Below are 19,184 nucleotides of genomic sequence, written 5' to 3' on the forward strand. Positions count from 1 at the left end.
CTCAGGGTCAGAGTACTTTAAATACTGAATAAAAGTACTCTGACCCTATTAAATTTTAGCAGTCGCCACCTCCGCCATCACTTCCGCAAGATGAACTCGAACTGCTTGTTGGCGTGTAAATCGCAGCACTACTGTCTGCGTGAGAACTGGATGTGCTGCCGCGAGTTTTTGTTGCAAATGATACTAAAAACACCAATGCACAAAGAGCAACGATAGCGACAGATGCTTTCCATTCGCCGGTTATCGCCCCACTGTAACAAGCGTATGCAGCGACGGCTAAACTAACAAGCCTTATTAGTAACCTCATAACGATCTCCTTTTCATTTAAGGGATTAGAGCGTTACATGCACACTAGCCTATTTTCAAGGTTAATTTGCACGTCAACCTTGTTCCAGTGTAACGATTATTGGTTATTTAGCTTAGTAAAAAGAGTTCGTAGAGAGGGATATTTTGTTAGGAAGTGTAACCAACTGCCGTTAATAGCATGGTAAGGCTGTTTACCGCACATATAAAAAAGCGAGATTAATCTGAGGGAAATAAAAAAGGCAGAGTTTTCACTCTGCCTTTAAGATTTTTACAACGGTTTGCTTTCTATCAAAGCACTGATACCAATGCTTTCGCTAGCGTTTCTACGTTTTCGTGATTTATGCCTGCAATGTTTACGCGGCTAGAATCTACAAAATAAACACTGTGCTTTTCACGTACTTCGCGCACTTGCTCAGGTGTGATACACAAGAACGAGAACATACCTTTTTGATCGTTTACGAAGCTAAAGTCTTTAGGTGAACCATTGTCGTGAAGGTTTTGAACAAGCATGGCACGTAGTGACTTCATACGATCGCGCATTTCGTTTACTTCAGATACCCACTCGTTGTTAAGTGCTTCGTCAGCTAGGATAATATCAACTAAAGCGCCACCATAGCTTGGCGGCATAGAATAGATGCCACGTGCAATTGATTGAATCTGACCCTGTGCAATTTTTCGGGTTGCTGAATCTTCTGTAATGATGGCAGCTAAACCAACGCGTTCGCGGTACAGGCCAAAGTTTTTAGAGCAAGATGCTGCAACGATAACTTCTGGCAGATTTTCTACCAACAAACGCATGCCGTAAGCATCTTCTTCTAAGCCTTCACCAAAACCAAGGTAGGCCACGTCGATGAAAGGCAGGAACTCGCGCTCTTTCGCTACTTCTAGTACTTCGTCCCATTGTGCATTGGTAAGGTCAGCACCTGTTGGGTTGTGACAGCAACCGTGAAGAAGAACGATATCGCCCTTTTCAGCTTTGCGAAGGGTTTCCATCATCGCGTCAAAGCGAATGCTTGCTGAAGCCTTATCGAAGTACGGGTAGGTTTCAATTTTAAGGCCCGCAGAGCCGATAAGTGGAATGTGGTTTGCCCACGTGGGGTCGCTTACCCATACTTTTGCGTTGTCGTTACAACGAGCAAGTAGTTCTGAAAGAATGCGCAGTGCACCGCAACCTCCTGGTGCTTGAACCGCAGCAACGCGGTCAGCTAAAAGAACTGGGCTATTCTTACCTAACAGCAAAGACAACATACCATCGATGAAACCTTGGTTGCCCTGAGGCGTGATATAGGTTTTGCTGGTTTCTGTGTCTAAAAGCACTTTTTGCGCTTTAGCAACACTTGAAAGAATAGGGGTATTACCTTGCTCATCTTTGTAAACGCCAACACCTAAATCGATTTTATTTGGGTTGGTGTCTTCACGAAAAGCAGCAGACAGGCCAAGAATTGGATCTGGGGCGAGATGGGGTAATACTTCAAACACGATATGTCCTCACGTTACGTTGGTGTGCAAAAGATAGCAGGCAGGCATTATGCCACCGATGGTAGAAAAAACGACCCCCAAAGGTTGAAAATATTTCAATTAGTCAAAGAAACAAAACGTAAACGAAAGTTTCATTTCAAAAATGCCTTAAATTGAAAAGGAAAATTCACGTGTTTCTAGTGTCTCGCCTTTGTGTGAAAAGCACCGCTCTTTCCAATTCAGCGTTTTGTTTTTATCTACCAGCAGCAGGGTAGACGTGCGCGTGCCGTACTTCTCGGTTTGAATGAAAATGGAAGATAACGCCTTTTCCCATTCATAACCCACTCCCGTATCGGGAAGCAGCGCGTCATCGGCTTTATTTTCACGGCGCAAAATATCAAACAAGTCGTCATCATTAATAACGTCTTCATTTGTTACATAATGGTTCAATGCCTCTACGCCTTGAGTTACTTTTGGCCATGGTGTAGCTATATCTGCGTTTGATAAACCGTACACGCCTTGTTCGATCAAATGGGTTGAATTGTTTACGTTATTGTAAACCCTTAGCGCGTCAACATGACCAAATAGCAAGTTATAGCCATTATATAGCGAACGTGTATTTTCGAGTGTTGCCAAGTATTGTGATTGCGCAGCGTGTTTCCTATCAACAGAGTCTTGCTTTAGCCAGTTAGCGACTAATTCACCCCGTGATACGGCATTGTTGTTGATATTCTGTGGGTCTCTGACATTGGTCAGTGCCGCCAAGTTTCCATTACGCGTAACGCCCATCCAAGTGCCGTTTGCTTCTAAATCCTGCCCTGCAAGTAAATTAGGATGCCCATCCCAAAAGGTAGATGGGGCAGTAGGGCGCGCGTAAAACTCGTCCCGATTTGCAGCAATGATTAGCGGGTAGTCCTCTCGCTTTTTGTTAGCGATAAATAAAATACACATACTGAAATTTTCGAACCTTTCTCTTTTGAATGTTCTAATCGGCTATTTCATGTTTATGTTAACAATTGTTTTACATGTCGAATTTGATTACTCTTCGAAGAAATAAACACAGAATCATGGTTTGTCTAAAGCAAAGTAGTTACGCCTTAATAAATACTTTGAGAGCGCTAAAAATTGCGACTTATTGAGCACTCACTCGTTAAGCACTCATTCATCACGTAATTATTGAGCCGTATTAAACCAAGAAAATAGAGCATAATAATAATGACAGAACCCTCACACCCTAGCACGTATTCTCAGTCTGCCAATAATGTTATTGTCGGAAAAAATATTCCTCGAAAATGGCCAAATTGGTTGTCGACATTTGCGGCATGGGTGCTCACAAAGCGAGGTTGGCACGTGGAAGGTGAGCTGATTAATCAGAAAAAAGCCATTTTAGCGGTAGCACCACACACATCTAATTGGGACTTCTTTATTGGTTTATTCATTGTCTTTTCATTTAAGCTGGATATTAATTTTTTTGGAAAACACACTATATTCAAGCCGCCTTTAGGCGCGATAGTGAGAAGACTCGGTGGCATTCCGGTTGAAAGGAGCAAAGCGCACGGTGTGGTAACATCTATAGCGAATAGGATTAAAGAGGCTGACACGCTTATTCTAGCATTGGCGCCAGAAGGGACAAGAAGCCCCATTTACCCATGGAAAACAGGGTTTATGCATATTGCTCGTGAAGCCGAAATACCCATTCAAGTCATTGGGTTGGACTACGCCAGAAAGGCAATTGTGCTAGGGCCAATTATTCAGAAAGTGACTAACATAGATGAACAAATGCAAACTATCTATACGTTTTATGATAATGTTTGCGCAAAATATCCTAAAAACTGCATAACAAAGCCATAATCATTTCTGGTGAAGTGGTAAGTACGCAACCGTATCAAGTAAGATAACGGTGAGCGCATGGCAAAGTCGCAAACATCTATTTTCGGAGCTTTACCCGTGACAAAATTGGGATTCACAACCCGTCAGGTTCATTCTGATCGTATGCTAAATACCCCAGAGCATGGCGGTGTACATAGCAGTACGTCTAATTCCGTTCTTTTTGAGTTTAAAGATGCGCAGGGCATTATAGACGCGTTTCAAGGCAAACGTGCTGCCCACGTTTATTCTCGTTCTTCATCACCTTCTGTTGCTGCGCTACAAAATATGCTCAATGACCTTGAAGGCGGCGTTGGCACACTATGTTATTCGACGGGGATGGCAGCGATAAGCAGCACCTTATTTGCACTGCTTAAATCGGGCGACCATTTAATTGTGAGCCAATACCTTTTTGGAAACACGCGCAGCTTTTTTGAAACAATTAAAGATTTTGGCGTACAGGTTACCTACGCAGATGTAACTGACATTCAGCAAGTTAAAGAAGCCTATCGTCCAAACACTAAAGGGGTTTATACAGAGACCGTGGCTAACCCTGTAACTCAGGTTGCCGACCTTCACGCAATCGGTCAATTCTGCGAAGAAAAACACATGCTGTTTATGGTCGATAACACCATGACGCCTCCGCCCGTTTTCTACGCAAAAGATGTTAAGGCGTCGTTGGTGTTCTGCTCGTTGACGAAATACATCGCAGGTCACGGCAACGTTTTAGGCGGTGCAGTAGTCGATACGGGTAACTTTGACTGGACAAAGTTTGATAACCTAAAACCTGCTTATCAGGTTGCAGATACTGCACAATGGGGAATTACCCAGATTAAGAAGAAAGGTTTACGGGATCTAGGTGCAACGCTAGCTCCGCAATCTGCTTCTGCCATTGCGTTAGGCATGGAAACCTTAGCTCTGCGTTTGTCACGAAGCCAGCATAATGCGATGCAGTTAGCGACATTCCTTGATAATCATCCGAAAGTATCTAAGGTCTTTTACCCTGGCCTTGCCGATCATCCTCAGCATTTCATGGCACGGGAATATCTAAAAGGTGGGTACGGCGCAATTTTAAGTTTTGATCTGATCGAAGGTGCTGATCCGGTGGCTTTTTTAAACGAAATGAAATTGGTTATTTGTGCCACGCATTTAGGGGACAATCGAACGCTCGCACTCCCTGTTGCACCTACTATCTATTTTGAAAATACAGCCCAAGAGCGTGAACTTATGGGGATTTCCGATACCATGCTGCGTATATCGGTAGGTATTGAAGATACGCAGGATCTGATTGAAGATTTTGAAGCAGCGCTAAATACAATTTAGATAACGTTTTTCTTTTTTATATACGAGAAAGGGGCCTAGGCCCCTTTTTTTAATTTACTTCAGTCTCAGTAAGTGTGAAACGCAATGCGTTTGGCTTACTTCGTTTAGTCGAAGCCTAATGTGATCTGACCGCGAATTTCACCACTTGGAAATGCATCTGAGTGGAAGTTAGTGTAAAGACCACCGTCTGCCATAACACCCATTTGCTCAGCCGTTAACGTTGTATTAGTTGGTACTGACCACATACCATTTGCACCGGCAGTGAGTCCCAATAATACGTTACCGTTTGCGCCCGCTTCACCTTCGTGAATATGCGCCATGTTCGCTGTCATACCGGTAATAGTTACACTACCTGACAATGCGCCTGTAGACGTGTTAAGGGTAAATGCGCCAGCGCCGCTCGCATCGGTAGTGACGGCTGGTACCTCTTGTTGCCCGTTGGCGATAATGCCGTACACTTCAATGTTGTCAGGCGTGATCTGGCCGCGAATTTCGCCACCAGTAAACGCGGCAGTGTGAACATTGACATAGTGACCGCCTGAAAGTAACTGCGTTGCTGTTGCCTCATCTAGCATTAGGCTTCCATCTGTCATCCAAACACCAGCTGTTTCTTCACTTTCAACAAGCGCTTCTAGCACAGGACCATTTACACCGGCGAAGCCAGTATGAATATGTGCCATCGTCGCGTTTTCGATGGTGGTTACCGCAACAAGAGAAACATTATTGTTGGTCGTATCGAAAAGCGCATAGCCAGAGCCCATTGCCATTGTATCGACCGCTGGAACCTCTTGGCTGCCACTTAGTGAGAAAGTAACCACCGCTGTCGTGTCAGGAACAATTTGACCACGTACTTCGCCGCTAGGGTTAGCTGTAGTGTGTACATTTAAGTACCATTCACCACTAGTCAGCGCATCTAAGTTGCTAGGTGATATATTGGTTTCAGCTAAAATATACGTACCGTTGCCAGCATCAGTGAGTGGGAAAGCAACTGGCCCATTCATGCCAATGCCACCATCGTGTACGTGCACACCAGTAACATCGGTTAGGCCTGAAACATCAACGCTTACACTAAACGCTGGTAAGTCTTCGTCAATTTCAACCACTGCTGTTGCAGAAGACATGGTAGTAACAGCGGGCACTTCTTGAGAACCGCTTAAGCTTACATTATAAGTCATGTCGGCGTTAAAAGCTGGCGGAGGTGGAGCCAGACCATCAAGTAATGCTAGTTGAGGTAAGTCGCCCTCCATCGCACCGTCTAGCGCAATCGCAGTATATATCTCGCCATTTTCTAACGAGAGCACGCCCGTTTCGATTGCCGCTGTTTTGGTGCCTGTTGGTGTAACAGTGACTACATAGTCGCCTTCTGCCAAGCTTACATAGCCCGTCTCAACTAATTCGCCAGTTTGATAAGCAATATCGGCAAACGCTGGTTCAACAGCGTCAATTTCACCATCTGCGGATACATAAATATCCACGTTGCCCGCTGAAGGTGAAGCGTGAACAATACGCACTTTCGCTTCAGTTGCTACAGAGCGAGGCATATCAACAAGAACATCAAGTTCTGGTGAGGCTAAAACGTTGTTTGCTATGGCGGTATATGACATTCCCACTTCTAGCGTCAATTCAGCATCGTCAACTGCTACAACACTATTGTCACTATCGGCCACAACGTCAATTAGGTAGTCACCTGCAGCAACAGACAAGTAATCGGTGGTTCGCGGAAACTGAATGCCGTCTACCAGTACAATTTCGTTATTTGCTATAACATCAACCGCTGGCGCGTCACTAATTCCATGCACTACGCGAATTTCGGAACCCGCTTCTGCATCCCATATTTTGAAACTGCTATCGCCGTCTGCAGCTAGGAGTGTTACAGGTGAATCACCCGTGCCAACATTGTTAGTTGCGGCTATGAGCAAATCAGCACCGTCGGCTAGGTTTACAGTACCAGAATCATACACAACTGTCGTCTCACCCGCCGGTGTAATACGAATTTGATAATCGCCCGCAGGCACTTGAATCAAATCTGTTGAGTCAGTAAATTCTGCCGTTACAAGTGGCTGTTCCGCACTAATATCTGCATCGGGCGCGGTAACGTAAATATCAACTGTTGGAGCCATAGATGCTGCATGTACAATTTGTACTTGCGCGTTACCTGCCTCGACCGCGGTTTCCATGCTGGTTACTGTTAACAATGCCAGTGTCTCGTCGCTAACATTTCCTACGGCAAAAATATCGTAGTTCATATCAGCTTCAAGCGTAACGTCAGCCTGTAATACTTCAGCGTCTTCTCCAGGAAGAATACCTGTTACGCCAATGTCGTAGGTTCCTGTTTCTACTTCAAAACGCGATGAAGCAACTTGATAATCAACATTTTCCAAACCGTTTAGTATGGCATCGTTAGCGGTAATATTAACCATCGGAGCGTCAGATGCCGCGTGAACAACGCGTACATTTGAATACTCGATAACGGGGGCGGGGACTTCAACTACTTCATCATCGTCATCATCAGAACAACCAATTAGAAATAGTGGTAATATTGAACATGCAAGGAGAGCCTTGTTCCTTCTCATTTTTCGTATCCTCTTAATTGTGTTGTAGCAGACTCGATTACGCTAGGGAATTGTGGGAAGATCATCCTCCTTGCAACATTAACGCAATGTAATGTTTTCATTGTTTTTACAAGATGTTTCGAACACGTAAGATAATGTTCTACAAAATAGAACGCACCCATCATTTTTTTGATATTTTCATTCAATTTAATTGCTCTAGTATAAGTCCGCATAATTGAAACAACGAATATTGGAGTTCGGCATGAAAAAAGTTTTAGCGATATTTTCCAGCCTTAATGGCAGTGAAGGTAATTCTTCAAAGCTTGCAAACGAGTACCTTTCTAAAATGGGGAAGGATGACTCGGTACGTATCAACCGCGTCGATGTAGCCTCGCTAGCGCTACCTCACCTAACGGGTGAAGAAATGCAGGCTTGGATGACTGAGGCTTCCGAACGAAATGAATCGCAGCAAGCGTTGGCTAAAGTGTCTGACGATATCGTAGAAGCGGTAAAGGAAGCTGATGAGATTGTGTTAGCAGTGCCGATGTATAACTTTGGCATTCCTTCAAGTCTAAAAGCATATTTCGATCGTGTGGCTCGAGCTGGTATAACGTTTAAATATACTGAAACGGGTCCCGTGGGCTTGTTAGAGAATAAATCAGCTACGGTTTTTGCGGCCCGTGGTGGTGTTTATGCAGGTTCAGACTTCGATACGCAAACGCCATACTTAAAACACTTTTTAAATTTCGTTGGCATTAACAATGTAAAATTCGTTTATGCTGAAGGACTTAACATGGGTGAAGAGCAAGCAAACGAAGCTTTTTCAGCTGCAAGTGAAAAAATTATTGAACTTACCAACGGCTAAACACACTAAATTATTGCAGTTAGCTAAAACGTAGGAAGTATGTTTCAGCTAAAAGTGTGTTCCAAGTTGAGTGTGCTTGATTGCCCCGCGTATTACGCGGGGCTTTTTTATATGCGTTAACATCGTAGGCGTTAAATTGTAGCCGTTAATAAGAGGTCAAGAGACGCTTATGAAAGAAATAACGTTTACTCACTTTTTAATAGCGCTTCAACCTCAGCAATAAAGGCAGGATCGGTAGGCTTTGTTGAACTAGGGTAGTGAGTGATTTGCTTGCCCGTGCTATCTATAAGGTATTTGTTGAAATTCCAAGATGGCGCTTTGCCAGTAGCAGTTTTAAGCATTCGATACATAGGGTCCGCGTCTTCACCTTTTACCGATATTGGCTCAAACATCGGAAACTTCACGCCGTAGGTTAATTCGCAAAGTTCGGCGGTTTTACCTTCATCATTATCTTCCTGATTGAAATCATGTGATGGAAAACCAAGTACTACGAAATCTTTGTCCTTGTAGTCACTGTAAAGTGCCTCTAAGCCTTCAAACTGTGGTGTATAACCGCAATAGCTAGCTGTATTAACCACCAACAGCGTCTTGCCACCATATTCGTTACAGAGATTGACCGTTTCTTGAGAGTTGAGTTTGCGCTTCATAAATTTAAGTACACTAGGGCATTCATTTGCAAAGCTAGTAGAGGTTAAAAAGGTAAGCGTAAGCAACGCCGGTACAAATCTTTTTGCTTTCATAATGTTTTACCTCGAGAGTTAATTTTTGTTATTTTGAAAGGGTAAGAGACCCAATGTAGACAAACCATAAACGGGGATGCTTTACGTTTGGTTCACTATCACAATCGATGAACGTTAGCGCTTTGATAAATGCTCTGGGTATAATGTTAACGCTTTTTACATAACAACGACTTAAAATAATGAAAAAATATTCTTCTTTACTCATCGCGGCCAGCGTAACGTTTGCGCTTGGTGGATGCGCAAGCACAACGAACGACACGTCAATTACAACAACCTCTTTGCCATTGCCTGCGACGAGTATTCAACAATCGGTCACACCTGATGTAGCGCCGTCAGCCAGCCAAACAAACGGTGAAATCACGCTCAAACAAATCATGTCAGATCCTCAATGGATAGGCGCGCTGCCCGAGGGTATGGGCTGGTCAGTTAATGGCGACAAAATTGTGTTTGAAAGGGAAAAGCAAAATAGTGCACTCAAAGATGTATATATTGCTGACCTATCAAATCCTGAGAATGTGATTAAAGCGCCGCTATCCGACTTACACAAATATCGTTTCAAAGAGCGCGTAGTAAGGAACGATGGTGTCATCGCTTATTCCTTTGAAGACAGTGTTTATGTGCAATTTACCAATGGCGAAACTGTGCGTATTGCTCGTGGCGGGAATGCGCTGTCAACGCTTTCATTTATGACTGATGGCCGCTTAATGGCGTTAAGCGGTAACAAATTTATTGCTATAGACCTATCTAACGGCACCCGCGAAGAATTATTGAGCTGGGAGTTTAGCGACGAGCCCAAAGCGGTTGAGCCGCCTAAAGATTATATTGCCGAGCAGCAACAGTCGCTGGTGGAATACATCAAGCTACAGCGTAAAAACAAAAAAGATAAAGACGATGCAAAAAAAGCACTGGCTGAAAAGAACGACAGCGTTGCACCTTCGCCGTTTTATTTCGATAAGTCGCATCGACTAGCAGGGATCAGTGTATCGCCTGCGGGTAACTTTGCTGTGGTTGCAACTACTGAAAGTAAGCCGACTCGTGATGACAGCGACATCATGCCGCATTATATCCAAGAAGACAGCCGTATTGCCGCGAAACCCGTACGCCAACGTGTTGCAGATGCTGAATCGGTAAATCATGAACTGTGGCTGCTTAATTTGAAAACTGGCGAGAAGAGTGAACTTAAGTACTTTAATTTGCCTGGGTACAATGACGACGTACTTGCAGATGTAAAAGAAGAAAACGCGAAAGCAAAAGGCGAGACCTATGAAGTTAATCGTTTGCCCCGCGATATTACCTTACTGCAAAGCTGGTACTGGACTAAGCCTTCGATTCGCTGGCACAAAAACGGTAACGCTGTTGCCGTTATGCTTGAAGCATGGGACAACAAAGACCGCTGGATTGCGACTGTCGATCTTGCAAATAAAACGCTGGAAAACCAACACAGGCTTCATGACGATGCGTGGGTAAACTATCGTTTCAACGCATTTGATTGGCTGAATGACAGCGAGACTCTTTACTATCAGTCTGAGCATACTGGCTACTCGCATTTATATATTCAAAAACCTGGTGAGAAGCCTGTCGCGCTTACCAGTGGCCGTTTTATTGTTGACGATTTAACGCTTTCCAACGATGACAACTATATCTACTTTAAAGCCAATATGGAGCATCCTGGTCTTTACGAAGTTTATCGTGCCGATTTACGTGATAACACTATCGACACAATGACTGATTTGAATGGTATGACGGACTATTCACTTAGCCCCGATGGTGAAATCTTGTTGCTAAGCCATAGCAAAGTGAATCAGCCACAAGAGCTTTATATTAAGCCATCAGATGAAGCAACAGCAGCAAAGCAAATTACGCGAAGCACCAGTGCTGAATTTAATGCGCTCCCTTGGGCAGTACCGAATATCGTTGCTATTGACTCATCGCATACCGATGCGCCAATTTACGCTCGCGTTTATCTACCAGAAAATTACGACAAATCAGCACTAAACAAAGCGGTAGTGTTTAATCATGGTGCAGGTTATTTACAGAATGCCCACATGGGGTGGTCTGGGTACTTCAGAGAATACATGTTCCACAGTATGCTAGTGCAGCAAGGCTATGTCGTGCTTGATATGGATTACCGTGCAAGCGCTGGTTACGGGCGTGATTGGCGTACCGCGATTTATCGCCAAATGGGTACGCCTGAAGTGCAGGACTTACGTGACGGTGTGAATTGGCTGGTAGACAACGCGAATGTAGATCGCGAGCGCATAGGCACATATGGCGGATCGTACGGCGGTTTCTTAACCTTTATGTCTATGTTTACCGCTCCTGACCTATTCGGGGCTGGTGCAGCACTTCGTCCGGTAACCGACTGGGCACATTACAACACACCATATACGGCAAACATTCTAAATACTCCTGATATCGATCCCATCGCATACGAGCGTAGTTCGCCAATCTATTTCGCAGATGGACTCGAAAAGCCCCTACTAATTAACGCGCCAATGGTTGATGACAATGTGTTTTTCCACGATACGGTTCGATTGGTACAGCGCCTTATCGAGTTAGAGAAGGAAGATTTTGAAACGGCGATTTATCCAGTAGAGCCACATGGGTTTGTTCAGCCTAGTTCATGGCTTGATGAATACCGCCGTATCTACAAGCTATTCGAGGAAAACTTATAACTGAAACGGTTAATTCGAGAAAAGCTCAGTGTTTAAAAGCATCCGCTTTTTCATATCGTGTTAGTTTGAAAAGCTACGAAAAAGGCCCGAATTCAACTGAATTCGGGCCTTTTTATTGTCATTAGCTTTTTCGTTTCCGCGTTTTTTAACTACCGCAGGCATATGAAATAAAAGGAAAGAGCGCCGCTCTATCGCAAGGGCGTTTATTTTCTTTTAGCGGTGATATACATAAGCAAAAATATAACAATGCCTGTCAGCGCACCGAATAAATGCGCATCTACGGCAACTTTTGCGTCAATCAGGTTTGCGACTTGTTCGCTGCTACCGTCAATTTGTTCGTATCCCACTTTAATTGCTAAACCGATAAGTAATAACCAACCCGACTTCATTTTCTCTTTAATATCAACACAGGCGCCCCAGGCGAAAATACCGTGTAGTGCGCCCGACAAACCCGCGTACCAAATCAGATCTGGAGAGAAAAAATAAAGCCCGACACTAGTTCCTAAGCAGCACCACACAAAAACTTTTAAGTACAAACCAATTCGATAATGTTCACCGTGAAGGGCCCACAACAGCGCCAGACCGGCTAAATTTAAAAGTAGGTGGTAGCCATTGGTGTGAACGATATTACCGCTAACTATACGCCAGGTTTCTAAACCTTGTATGGCATAACGGTCGTAAGCCAAATAATTGCCAGAAATGGGTTCAAAGCAAAACGCAACAACGGAGCATAGCGCTACAAATAAAGGACCAGCGCTATACTTAAGCGAAAACGGCAGTGACATCATCAGTGTTAGTTATTTTTGAATTTCGAATTTGCTGGCTATGATACAGAAATTGCCTACAGGGTGAAAACTGAAGTACACCTAAAATAAAATAGACGACAATAAAGGAGTAATTATGTCTTACATCATTACCGAAAATAATCAGCAGTGCTTAACTATTACACTTAACCGCACAGAGAAAAAGAATGCATTAACACGGGATATGTACCAGGCAATGGCGAATGCTATTTTAGGTGTTAAGAACGATGGCTCAACGAAAGTGGTGGTGATTAAAGGCGCGGGCGATTGTTTTACTGCGGGTAATGACATTGGAGACTTTGCACAGCAACAAGAGCACGCTCAGGTGCCGGAAACAGCAGCGTTTATGCGCGCTCTGGCTGCATGTAACATACCTGTCATTGCACAAGTTCATGGTCTAGCGGTGGGAATAGGGACTACCTTGCTGCTTCACTGCGATTTTGTTTACGCTACTCCAGATACCCGATTTGTTCTACCGTTCATCAATTTAGGGCTTGTTCCAGAATATGCATCAAGTTATCTTTTGCCTAAGGTTGCAGGTCATATCAAAGCGGCAGAATGGCTAATGTTGGGTGAGCCTTTTTCTGCTGTCGACGCATTTCAATTCGGAATTTTGACCAAAATTACTGATGCCAATGAAATCGATCAGACCGTTCAAGCTACGGTTGATAAACTCATCGCCAAGCCTTCATTTTCGCTTAGACAAACAAAAGCACTATTAAAAGGCGATGGAGAGCATATCAATCAGCAAATGAACGAAGAATTTGATATTTTTTTAGAGGCATTGGGCACTACTGCAGCCCAAGAAGCGTTTGATGCGTTTCTTAAAAAACGCCCGATTAACCCCGAAAAGTTTAAATAAGAGGAAGTATTATTTTGAGACGCAGTGCTTTGTTGAGAGCTTCGGTAGTTACCTTTGCATTATCTAGCTGTTTTATTTTTGGTGCGACCGCGAAGCAAGCGCGCGAAGTAGGTGAGCCAGAAGCAGCCACAGGCTATATTGAGAAAAAGGCGTTTGAAGCTAGCGAATATATGGTTGTAGCAGCAAACCCTTACGCGTCTTGGGCGGGGAAGAATATACTAGAGAGAGGCGGAAGTGCTATCGATGCGGCCGTGGCTGTCCAATCAATGCTTTCTTTGGTTGAACCACAATCGTCCGGCATCGGTGGTGGCGCTTTCATCCTTTATTGGGATAATAAGAATAAAGTACTTCACACCTTTGACGGCCGCGAAACCGCGCCAAAAGCAGTAAATTCTCATTGGTTCATCGAAGGCAACAAACCTATGCGCTGGTTAGACGCCGTTGTAGGCGGTAAATCAGTAGGTGTGCCTGGCGCAGTAAAAGCTCTAGAAATGGCACAGGGAGAGTTCGGTAAGCTACCTTGGAATACGCTCTTCGACGATACAATAAAAACAGCTGAAGACGGCTTTAAAGTATCGCCGCGTTTAGCCAAACTTGTTGCATTGGACTATCACCCTGGTCTTAAAACTTTTCCTGCAAGCTCTACTTATTTCTTCCCGGCAGGCCTGCCGTTAAAAGAAGGCACGGTAAAGAAAAATAAGAAGCTGGCTAAAACCTTAAGAGGTATTGCTGAAAAAGGCAGCGATTATTTACTGAAAGGCGACGTTGCCGAAAAAATAGTGGAAGCGGTTAATAATGCGGAGATTAACCCTGGCCAAATGTCGTTAGAAGATTTAGCAAACTATGAATCTGTAAAACGTGAACCTGTTTGTGGCCTTTATCACGAGAAACGTATTTGCGGCATGGCACCACCTAGTTCAGGAGGTGTAAATGTTTATCAAATTCTAAAAATGCTAGAAGATTTCAATCTTGGCCAATACGCACCGGATTCTGTAGAGTTTGCAAATCTGTATACCCAAGCAAGCGCACTTTCATACGCGGATCGGGAGAAGTTTATTGCCGACAGCGATTTTACCAATCTTCCGTTTGCAGCCATGATCAATACAGCTTACCTAGAGCGCCGTGCTGAGAGTATTGGTGTAGATAAAGAGTGGCGCCGTAAGCGCGCAGGAAACCCTTACGCTGATGCGAACGTAGCACTTGGTACATCAATGGAACTGCCTAACACCTCTCATGTTTCCATCGTGGACAAAGAGGGCAATGCAGTATCAATGACTACCAGCATTGAGTTTATGTTTGGTTCTGGAATTATGGTCGAAGGCTTTTTGCTTAATAATCAGCTAACCGACTTTTCATTTTCGCCAACTAAAAACCGCTTTCCTGTCCCAAATCGAGTAGAGCCAGGTAAGCGCCCTAGAAGCGCTATGAGCCCTACAATGGTGTTCGACAAAGAAGGGAACTTAGAGGTGGTTGTCGGCTCACCAGGCGGCTCTAGAATTGTAAGCTATGTCGCTCAAACCCTAATTGGTGTTTTAGATTTTGGCTTGGATATTCAACAGGCTATCAACTTGCCTAAAATAACCAATAGAAACGACTATACGGCGTTAGAGAAGGGCACTCCAATAGCTGAACTAGAAGAGCCGTTAAAAGCCCTTGGACACAACGTTAAAGTGGTAGATTTAAACAGTGGTCTTCACGGAATACAGTTTAAATCAGGCAAACTGATTGGCGGTGCAGACCCACGTAGAGAAGGTATTGCTGTAGGGCGCTGATTTTTAAAACTAAATGCAGCAACCCGCAACGTGTTGATACATAATGAAAGCGGAAGGCTAAAAATCTTCCGCTTTTTCGTTTGTGTAAGACGATATGAGTCAAATGTGAGTCGATTGCCAATTCTGTCTAGTTTCTCTTCAATGATAAACCATCAGATAGATATGTACCCTTCAAGATAAGACACCGCTTGGCCGGAAATAAGCACGCGGTCGCCTGCAACTTCACATTTTAACGTTCCGCCTCGTTTAGATGCTTGATAGGCCATAAGTTTTGATTTTCCCAACCTTTTAGCCCAAAACGGTGCCAACCCAGTGTGGATTGAACCGGTTACTGGGTCTTCATCACCACCATTGGCCGGCCAAAAGTAGCGTGAAACAAAATCAAATTGTGTCCCAGGCGCTGTCACTACCACATCATAGGGCGCGAGTGTTTTAAGTTTATCACTGTCTTGTATCACGCTTATTACGTCGTCTTCGTCAGAGTAAACTGCAAAATATGCTTGGCCGTTCTTCCATATACTTTCGGGCTTAATAGAAAGGCCTGCTAGCAATGCCTCGGGGACGTCATCGACAGGAGCAGGCATTCTGTTTGGAAAGTCCATTTGAATGAAACCGTCGTTTTTTCTAACGACTTTCATCATTCCCACCGAGTCTGCGAAAAAAGTAATGTGCGGTAGTTGATAATTATCGCTAAAAATCACGAATGCAGAAGCCAAGGTTGCATGCCCACAAAAATCAATTTCTGTAAGCGGGGAAAACCAGCGTATAGCAAAAACGCCGTTATCGTCTTCTACTAAAAATGCGGTTTCTGAGAGGTTATTTTCCGCTGCGATTTCCTGCATTTTTTCATCGCTGAGCCATTTTCCGGTTATAACGACGGCAGCAGGATTGCCTTTAAACCTGACATTGGTAAAGGCATCAACAACATTTATTTTAATTTTCATACGATCGTGCTTTCTCTATTACTCTTTCAAGCTTTGGATTTATCGGCATCGCTTTAAATGGACTAACGTTAGCTCCGCCTGTATTTCCATGAGGTACAAGCCCGAAAACGGTTTGTGTGGCAGCGCCTATTATTCTGAAGAGTTGACCACAAAACTCCCCCAAATTACGCTGCTTAACTGCCCATAAAAGCATCATGATGTGCACTTTCACGTGAAGTCGAGTGGAAGCTTGACCAAGAACGTGAGCATTTTCTAGATGTGCAAAAGCGTCTGCCTTATTGTGTTGAAATTGCTTATTGCGGGCTAACGCCAGTTCGGCTTCGACATAAGGGCGAATTTTGCGCGTAAAGCTCATTGGTTTAAACATGGAAGAACACCTTTTTAACAAACCACTTGATTACAGAAACTGAATTATCGTTCTTAGGCCTGTTCATCTAAAATCGTAAGTTGTGAAATGTCCATCACTCTAATATGTGTTTGATAATAATACTTACTCGTGGGCCTGCCTTGTGATAACAACCTAATTTTAACTCGCTGAGCTTTACCATTAACAACGATTTTTTTGCCGATGAAATAGTCTTGTGGCGGCATTCCATATTTTACTGATAACTGTGAAATAACGCTAGGAGGTAGCGCTACAGTTACGGCTCGCTGGTCGCGGTAGTCTTCTTCTGTATTCAAATAAACAAACTTCCCTTGACTACCCCCGGCCACTATTTGAAGGGTGTACGTACCTGGAGCACCATTTGGAGCAGAGTCAGCAGCGGCTTTTATAATGTCCATCGTATCAGAGAGCGTATGTGTGCTGTGTGACGTTGTTGAGGTACATCCAACGAGTACTAAGATGAAAACAAAAACAATATTTTTCATACGTTATTTCCCTATAAATATAGATAGTTTTAACGTCTTACGAAAACGGGTGAGAAGCAATAGCCGTATGCCTTTTTATTTGCCGATATTAGCAAGCAAGGGGAGTGCCTTTTGCATTAAGATTGGGGGCCCGCCATTTTTTGACAAGTGATAATGTACTGTAACCTGAAGCCTACAGGTACTTAAGCACTCTAGCTATTGCGCCTTTTGAAAATTAAGCAACCGATTATCGAAGATATTATGCAGCTAACTAAAAATGAAACAAATGCAGCAAATAAATAAAAAGGCTCAACTTGTCCATGGTAGATATAAGCGGCAAACTGAAAAAGTAACGTACCAACTAACCCAGAAACCAAGACGGATATAGTAAATTGCTTTATTAATAGATGAGACACTATAGAGCAGATAGCAGCGATAGTAACGAGTGCTGTAATTCCGATTACTCCATCATTCATTTAACAATCCTTCATTCGATTACATTTGAACTACAAGCGAGGGTATGTGGCTCGTATCGGCCAAGCCGCATCGCATTTTTGCGTCCCAGCTAAGGAGACGAGTGAATTGATTGGGTTGCTATGGGGTATTTGAAATAACTGCCATCGCGCAAGTAAAACAACCAACACAGATTAAAATGAAGATCCAGTAGCTATTTACTTTTTGTTTCGCCAACTCGCTTTTGTGGTTTTCTAGCATTTCACCTCTAGAACCCTTGAACCGTCCGAAACTATTGATAGCGTATTTTGGCTCATCGGGAAGTGCAACGAAATAATCTTCGTAGTTTTGTAAGTACTTTCTAAGTTTGTAAATTTCAATTCCTGTCTTTTCAGCTAAAGCAGTTGTGCCTATTCCCTTTGGATGATGCTGTTCCAGGATTTGTAAAACCTTGTCTAAGTCTTCTAGTGTCATTTTAAGTCCATTTAAAGGTGGTACGTAACATTAGATTTAGCGGTGCGAATATAATGACAGTTTTAGGCCGAAGTATTTGCGGATAATGTTACTGTTGGTTGTTATGTTTCACTATTTCTTACAAGGTGCTCTGTACGAATACGATAGTTATCCTCAAACGCAACAATTGCTGCCAATAAAGTCGATACCACTAAAACTGTAATTGCAAATGAAAGCAGTACAGTGCCAGATGTTGCTACAATCGCTAAAGAGCTTAAAACTACCATGCTCGCAAAGAGAAATATAAGGCCCGCAGCAAATGCGAAACACCCTGCGTAAGCTAATACCCGAGCAAGAAGTAACATTAACGGTAGGTTTTTAGAACTTAGATTTTTAAATGGCTTCAATTGAAATTCCTTTTTAAATATAGCGACCCGCATAACGGGCACAGAAACATAGCCTATAATACCGAACGAAGCGAAGGGAGCAACCGTGTTTTTATTTCAGCAATCTTGCGAGCGATTTTATGTGTTTATTATCTTCACTTGGCAGAAAATTCTTCAAGAATTCGCATAGTAGGTGCAGGTTTTGAAACCCATTTCCCGTTTTCAATAACCTGAATGGTTTCATTAAAGCCACCTTGCGAATTAAAATAATCTACAACTTCTGCATAAAAATCTTCAATTAACTGGTCTTCTCGTTCACTCGTAGGTGGCAGTCTAAAAGCATCTGTAATAAGCACCTTGTGAGATACATGACCTCTTAGAGCTAATCTAGTTTTTCAATTTCTCCATTTTCGATATGTCTTAACGCGTATAGCATAAACCTGCCGTTATCTACATGTTCTTTAGTGTAGCTAGCAGAATGTAATGATGTAGTTAAATAAATAGAAGAGAAAAAGCCAAGGCTGAACACAACGATGGTGAAAAGGCCACCAGAAACTCCTATTAAAACTTTAGATTTCATAAATTATCCTTATGAACATAATTTTCTATAACGGGCGCAGATGTGTGGACTAAAATCCGAACGAAGTGAGCAGCTCATGTGTTTGCGTCCCAGCCCGCACAGCGGGCGAACTTGATTTTTTTGTTATGCGCGTTTTAAACCGTAGCCATATTATACGGTGAGACATGTAAAGAGCTTTGATATTGTCTTGTTTGCCACAAATCAAATGCATTTTGCAAACGAAGCCAATGGGCCGCAGAAGGCTTACCAAAAACGAGTTCAAGACGAAGCGCCATCTCTGGCGTAATAGCCCCTTTG

At 43.3% G+C, this 19,184-nt stretch carries 20 protein-coding genes; 6 read left to right on the forward strand and 14 right to left on the reverse strand.

Annotated features, from left to right (window positions below):
- Window positions 1-55: 55 nt before the first annotated feature.
- The 3 genes from GVO62_RS18950 to GVO62_RS18960 form a co-directional block, all read right to left on the reverse strand.
- On the reverse strand, window positions 56-307 hold the full coding sequence (locus GVO62_RS18950; protein WP_159120579.1) for a hypothetical protein: 252 nt from the start codon (window positions 305-307) through the stop codon (window positions 56-58).
- 287 nt (window positions 308-594) lie between these two features.
- Window positions 595-1,785 carry an amino acid aminotransferase gene (locus tag GVO62_RS18955; RefSeq protein WP_120959094.1) on the reverse strand — a complete coding sequence of 397 codons (1,191 nt, stop codon included), beginning with the start codon at window positions 1,783-1,785 and terminating at the stop codon, window positions 595-597.
- Between the two features lie 147 nt (window positions 1,786-1,932).
- Window positions 1,933-2,715, reverse strand: a complete 783-nt coding sequence (locus GVO62_RS18960) for an NRDE family protein (protein WP_159120580.1) — start codon at window positions 2,713-2,715, stop codon at window positions 1,933-1,935.
- A gap of 264 nt (window positions 2,716-2,979) precedes the next feature.
- Between GVO62_RS18960 and GVO62_RS18965 the strand changes: the two genes are divergently transcribed.
- On the forward strand, window positions 2,980-3,615 hold the full coding sequence (locus tag GVO62_RS18965; protein WP_159120581.1) for a 1-acyl-sn-glycerol-3-phosphate acyltransferase: 636 nt from the start codon (window positions 2,980-2,982) through the stop codon (window positions 3,613-3,615).
- Window positions 3,616-3,711: 96 nt separating this feature from the next.
- The gene (locus tag GVO62_RS18970) at window positions 3,712-4,953 is read left to right on the forward strand and encodes a cystathionine gamma-synthase family protein (RefSeq protein WP_159120595.1); all 1,242 of its coding nucleotides are present in this window, start codon (window positions 3,712-3,714) and stop codon (window positions 4,951-4,953) included.
- 104 nt (window positions 4,954-5,057) lie between these two features.
- Here the strand turns inward: GVO62_RS18970 and GVO62_RS18975 are convergent, their stop codons facing one another.
- Window positions 5,058-7,526 carry a CHRD domain-containing protein gene (locus GVO62_RS18975; RefSeq protein ID WP_159120582.1) on the reverse strand — a complete coding sequence of 823 codons (2,469 nt, stop codon included), beginning with the start codon at window positions 7,524-7,526 and terminating at the stop codon, window positions 5,058-5,060.
- 241 nt (window positions 7,527-7,767) lie between these two features.
- Between GVO62_RS18975 and GVO62_RS18980 the strand changes: the two genes are divergently transcribed.
- Window positions 7,768-8,370, forward strand: a complete 603-nt coding sequence (locus GVO62_RS18980; RefSeq protein ID WP_159120583.1) for an FMN-dependent NADH-azoreductase — start codon at window positions 7,768-7,770, stop codon at window positions 8,368-8,370.
- A gap of 185 nt (window positions 8,371-8,555) precedes the next feature.
- Here GVO62_RS18980 and GVO62_RS18985 read toward each other — a convergent pair whose 3' ends face one another.
- A complete protein-coding gene (locus GVO62_RS18985) occupies window positions 8,556-9,110 on the reverse strand; it encodes a glutathione peroxidase (protein ID WP_159120584.1) in 555 nt (184 codons plus the stop codon).
- A gap of 179 nt (window positions 9,111-9,289) precedes the next feature.
- Here GVO62_RS18985 and GVO62_RS18990 point away from each other — a divergent pair, with 179 nt between their 5' ends.
- A complete protein-coding gene (locus GVO62_RS18990) occupies window positions 9,290-11,785 on the forward strand; it encodes a prolyl oligopeptidase family serine peptidase (RefSeq protein ID WP_159120585.1) in 2,496 nt (831 codons plus the stop codon).
- 203 nt (window positions 11,786-11,988) lie between these two features.
- Here the strand turns inward: GVO62_RS18990 and rrtA are convergent, their stop codons facing one another.
- Complete coding sequence (gene rrtA, locus GVO62_RS18995) at window positions 11,989-12,573, reverse strand: rhombosortase (protein ID WP_159120586.1); 585 nt, start codon at window positions 12,571-12,573, stop codon at window positions 11,989-11,991.
- 112 nt (window positions 12,574-12,685) lie between these two features.
- Between rrtA and GVO62_RS19000 the strand changes: the two genes are divergently transcribed.
- Window positions 12,686-13,450, forward strand: a complete 765-nt coding sequence (locus tag GVO62_RS19000; protein ID WP_159120587.1) for an enoyl-CoA hydratase — start codon at window positions 12,686-12,688, stop codon at window positions 13,448-13,450.
- 14 nt (window positions 13,451-13,464) lie between these two features.
- Complete coding sequence (gene ggt / locus GVO62_RS19005) at window positions 13,465-15,222, forward strand: gamma-glutamyltransferase (RefSeq protein ID WP_159120588.1); 1,758 nt, start codon at window positions 13,465-13,467, stop codon at window positions 15,220-15,222.
- A gap of 152 nt (window positions 15,223-15,374) precedes the next feature.
- Here ggt and GVO62_RS19010 read toward each other — a convergent pair whose 3' ends face one another.
- From GVO62_RS19010 to GVO62_RS19570, 8 genes are all read right to left on the reverse strand, one after another.
- On the reverse strand, window positions 15,375-16,166 hold the full coding sequence (locus GVO62_RS19010) for a PhzF family phenazine biosynthesis protein (RefSeq protein ID WP_159120589.1): 792 nt from the start codon (window positions 16,164-16,166) through the stop codon (window positions 15,375-15,377).
- The gene (locus tag GVO62_RS19015; RefSeq protein ID WP_159120590.1) at window positions 16,156-16,533 is read right to left on the reverse strand and encodes a DUF3703 domain-containing protein; all 378 of its coding nucleotides are present in this window, start codon (window positions 16,531-16,533) and stop codon (window positions 16,156-16,158) included. Before GVO62_RS19015 ends, GVO62_RS19010 begins: the two co-directional genes overlap by 11 nt.
- A 53-nt stretch (window positions 16,534-16,586) precedes the next feature.
- The gene (locus tag GVO62_RS19020; protein ID WP_159120591.1) at window positions 16,587-17,036 is read right to left on the reverse strand and encodes a hypothetical protein; all 450 of its coding nucleotides are present in this window, start codon (window positions 17,034-17,036) and stop codon (window positions 16,587-16,589) included.
- A gap of 191 nt (window positions 17,037-17,227) precedes the next feature.
- On the reverse strand, window positions 17,228-17,491 hold the full coding sequence (locus GVO62_RS19025; protein WP_159120592.1) for a hypothetical protein: 264 nt from the start codon (window positions 17,489-17,491) through the stop codon (window positions 17,228-17,230).
- A gap of 118 nt (window positions 17,492-17,609) precedes the next feature.
- Window positions 17,610-17,942 (reverse strand): hypothetical protein, encoded by a 333-nt coding sequence (locus GVO62_RS19030; protein WP_159120593.1) that lies wholly within the window; start codon window positions 17,940-17,942, stop codon window positions 17,610-17,612.
- 101 nt (window positions 17,943-18,043) lie between these two features.
- Window positions 18,044-18,328 carry a hypothetical protein gene (locus GVO62_RS19035; RefSeq protein WP_159120594.1) on the reverse strand — a complete coding sequence of 95 codons (285 nt, stop codon included), beginning with the start codon at window positions 18,326-18,328 and terminating at the stop codon, window positions 18,044-18,046.
- A 134-nt stretch (window positions 18,329-18,462) separates the two neighbouring features.
- A complete protein-coding gene (locus tag GVO62_RS19565; protein ID WP_236547242.1) occupies window positions 18,463-18,663 on the reverse strand; it encodes a hypothetical protein in 201 nt (66 codons plus the stop codon).
- Between the two features lie 26 nt (window positions 18,664-18,689).
- Complete coding sequence (locus GVO62_RS19570; RefSeq protein WP_236547243.1) at window positions 18,690-18,887, reverse strand: hypothetical protein; 198 nt, start codon at window positions 18,885-18,887, stop codon at window positions 18,690-18,692.
- Window positions 18,888-19,184: the final 297 nt, after the last annotated feature.

This window comes from Alteromonas sp. KUL150 (genome assembly GCF_009811475.1).
Classification (GTDB): domain Bacteria; phylum Pseudomonadota; class Gammaproteobacteria; order Enterobacterales; family Alteromonadaceae; genus Alteromonas; species Alteromonas gracilis.

Excerpts from the sequence above, each read along its gene's own strand:
- GVO62_RS19570 (WP_236547243.1), bottom strand. The coding sequence starts at position 18,887 with ATGAAATCTAAAGTTTTAATAGGAGTTTCTGGTGGCCTTTTCACCATC.
- GVO62_RS18975 (WP_159120582.1), bottom strand. The coding sequence starts at position 7,526 with ATGAGAAGGAACAAGGCTCTCCTTGCATGTTCAATATTACCACTATTT.
- GVO62_RS19020 (WP_159120591.1), bottom strand. The coding sequence starts at position 17,036 with ATGAAAAATATTGTTTTTGTTTTCATCTTAGTACTCGTTGGATGTACC.
- GVO62_RS18960 (WP_159120580.1), bottom strand. The coding sequence starts at position 2,715 with ATGTGTATTTTATTTATCGCTAACAAAAAGCGAGAGGACTACCCGCTA.
- GVO62_RS18965 (WP_159120581.1), top strand. The coding sequence starts at position 2,980 with ATGACAGAACCCTCACACCCTAGCACGTATTCTCAGTCTGCCAATAAT.
- GVO62_RS18990 (WP_159120585.1), top strand. The coding sequence starts at position 9,290 with ATGAAAAAATATTCTTCTTTACTCATCGCGGCCAGCGTAACGTTTGCG.
- GVO62_RS19015 (WP_159120590.1), bottom strand. The coding sequence starts at position 16,533 with ATGTTTAAACCAATGAGCTTTACGCGCAAAATTCGCCCTTATGTCGAA.
- GVO62_RS19025 (WP_159120592.1), bottom strand. The coding sequence starts at position 17,491 with ATGAATGATGGAGTAATCGGAATTACAGCACTCGTTACTATCGCTGCT.
- GVO62_RS18950 (WP_159120579.1), bottom strand. The coding sequence starts at position 307 with ATGAGGTTACTAATAAGGCTTGTTAGTTTAGCCGTCGCTGCATACGCT.
- GVO62_RS18985 (WP_159120584.1), bottom strand. The coding sequence starts at position 9,110 with ATGAAAGCAAAAAGATTTGTACCGGCGTTGCTTACGCTTACCTTTTTA.
- GVO62_RS18980 (WP_159120583.1), top strand. The coding sequence starts at position 7,768 with ATGAAAAAAGTTTTAGCGATATTTTCCAGCCTTAATGGCAGTGAAGGT.
- GVO62_RS19030 (WP_159120593.1), bottom strand. The coding sequence starts at position 17,942 with ATGACACTAGAAGACTTAGACAAGGTTTTACAAATCCTGGAACAGCAT.
- rrtA (WP_159120586.1), bottom strand. The coding sequence starts at position 12,573 with ATGATGTCACTGCCGTTTTCGCTTAAGTATAGCGCTGGTCCTTTATTT.
- GVO62_RS19010 (WP_159120589.1), bottom strand. The coding sequence starts at position 16,166 with ATGAAAATTAAAATAAATGTTGTTGATGCCTTTACCAATGTCAGGTTT.
- GVO62_RS19000 (WP_159120587.1), top strand. The coding sequence starts at position 12,686 with ATGTCTTACATCATTACCGAAAATAATCAGCAGTGCTTAACTATTACA.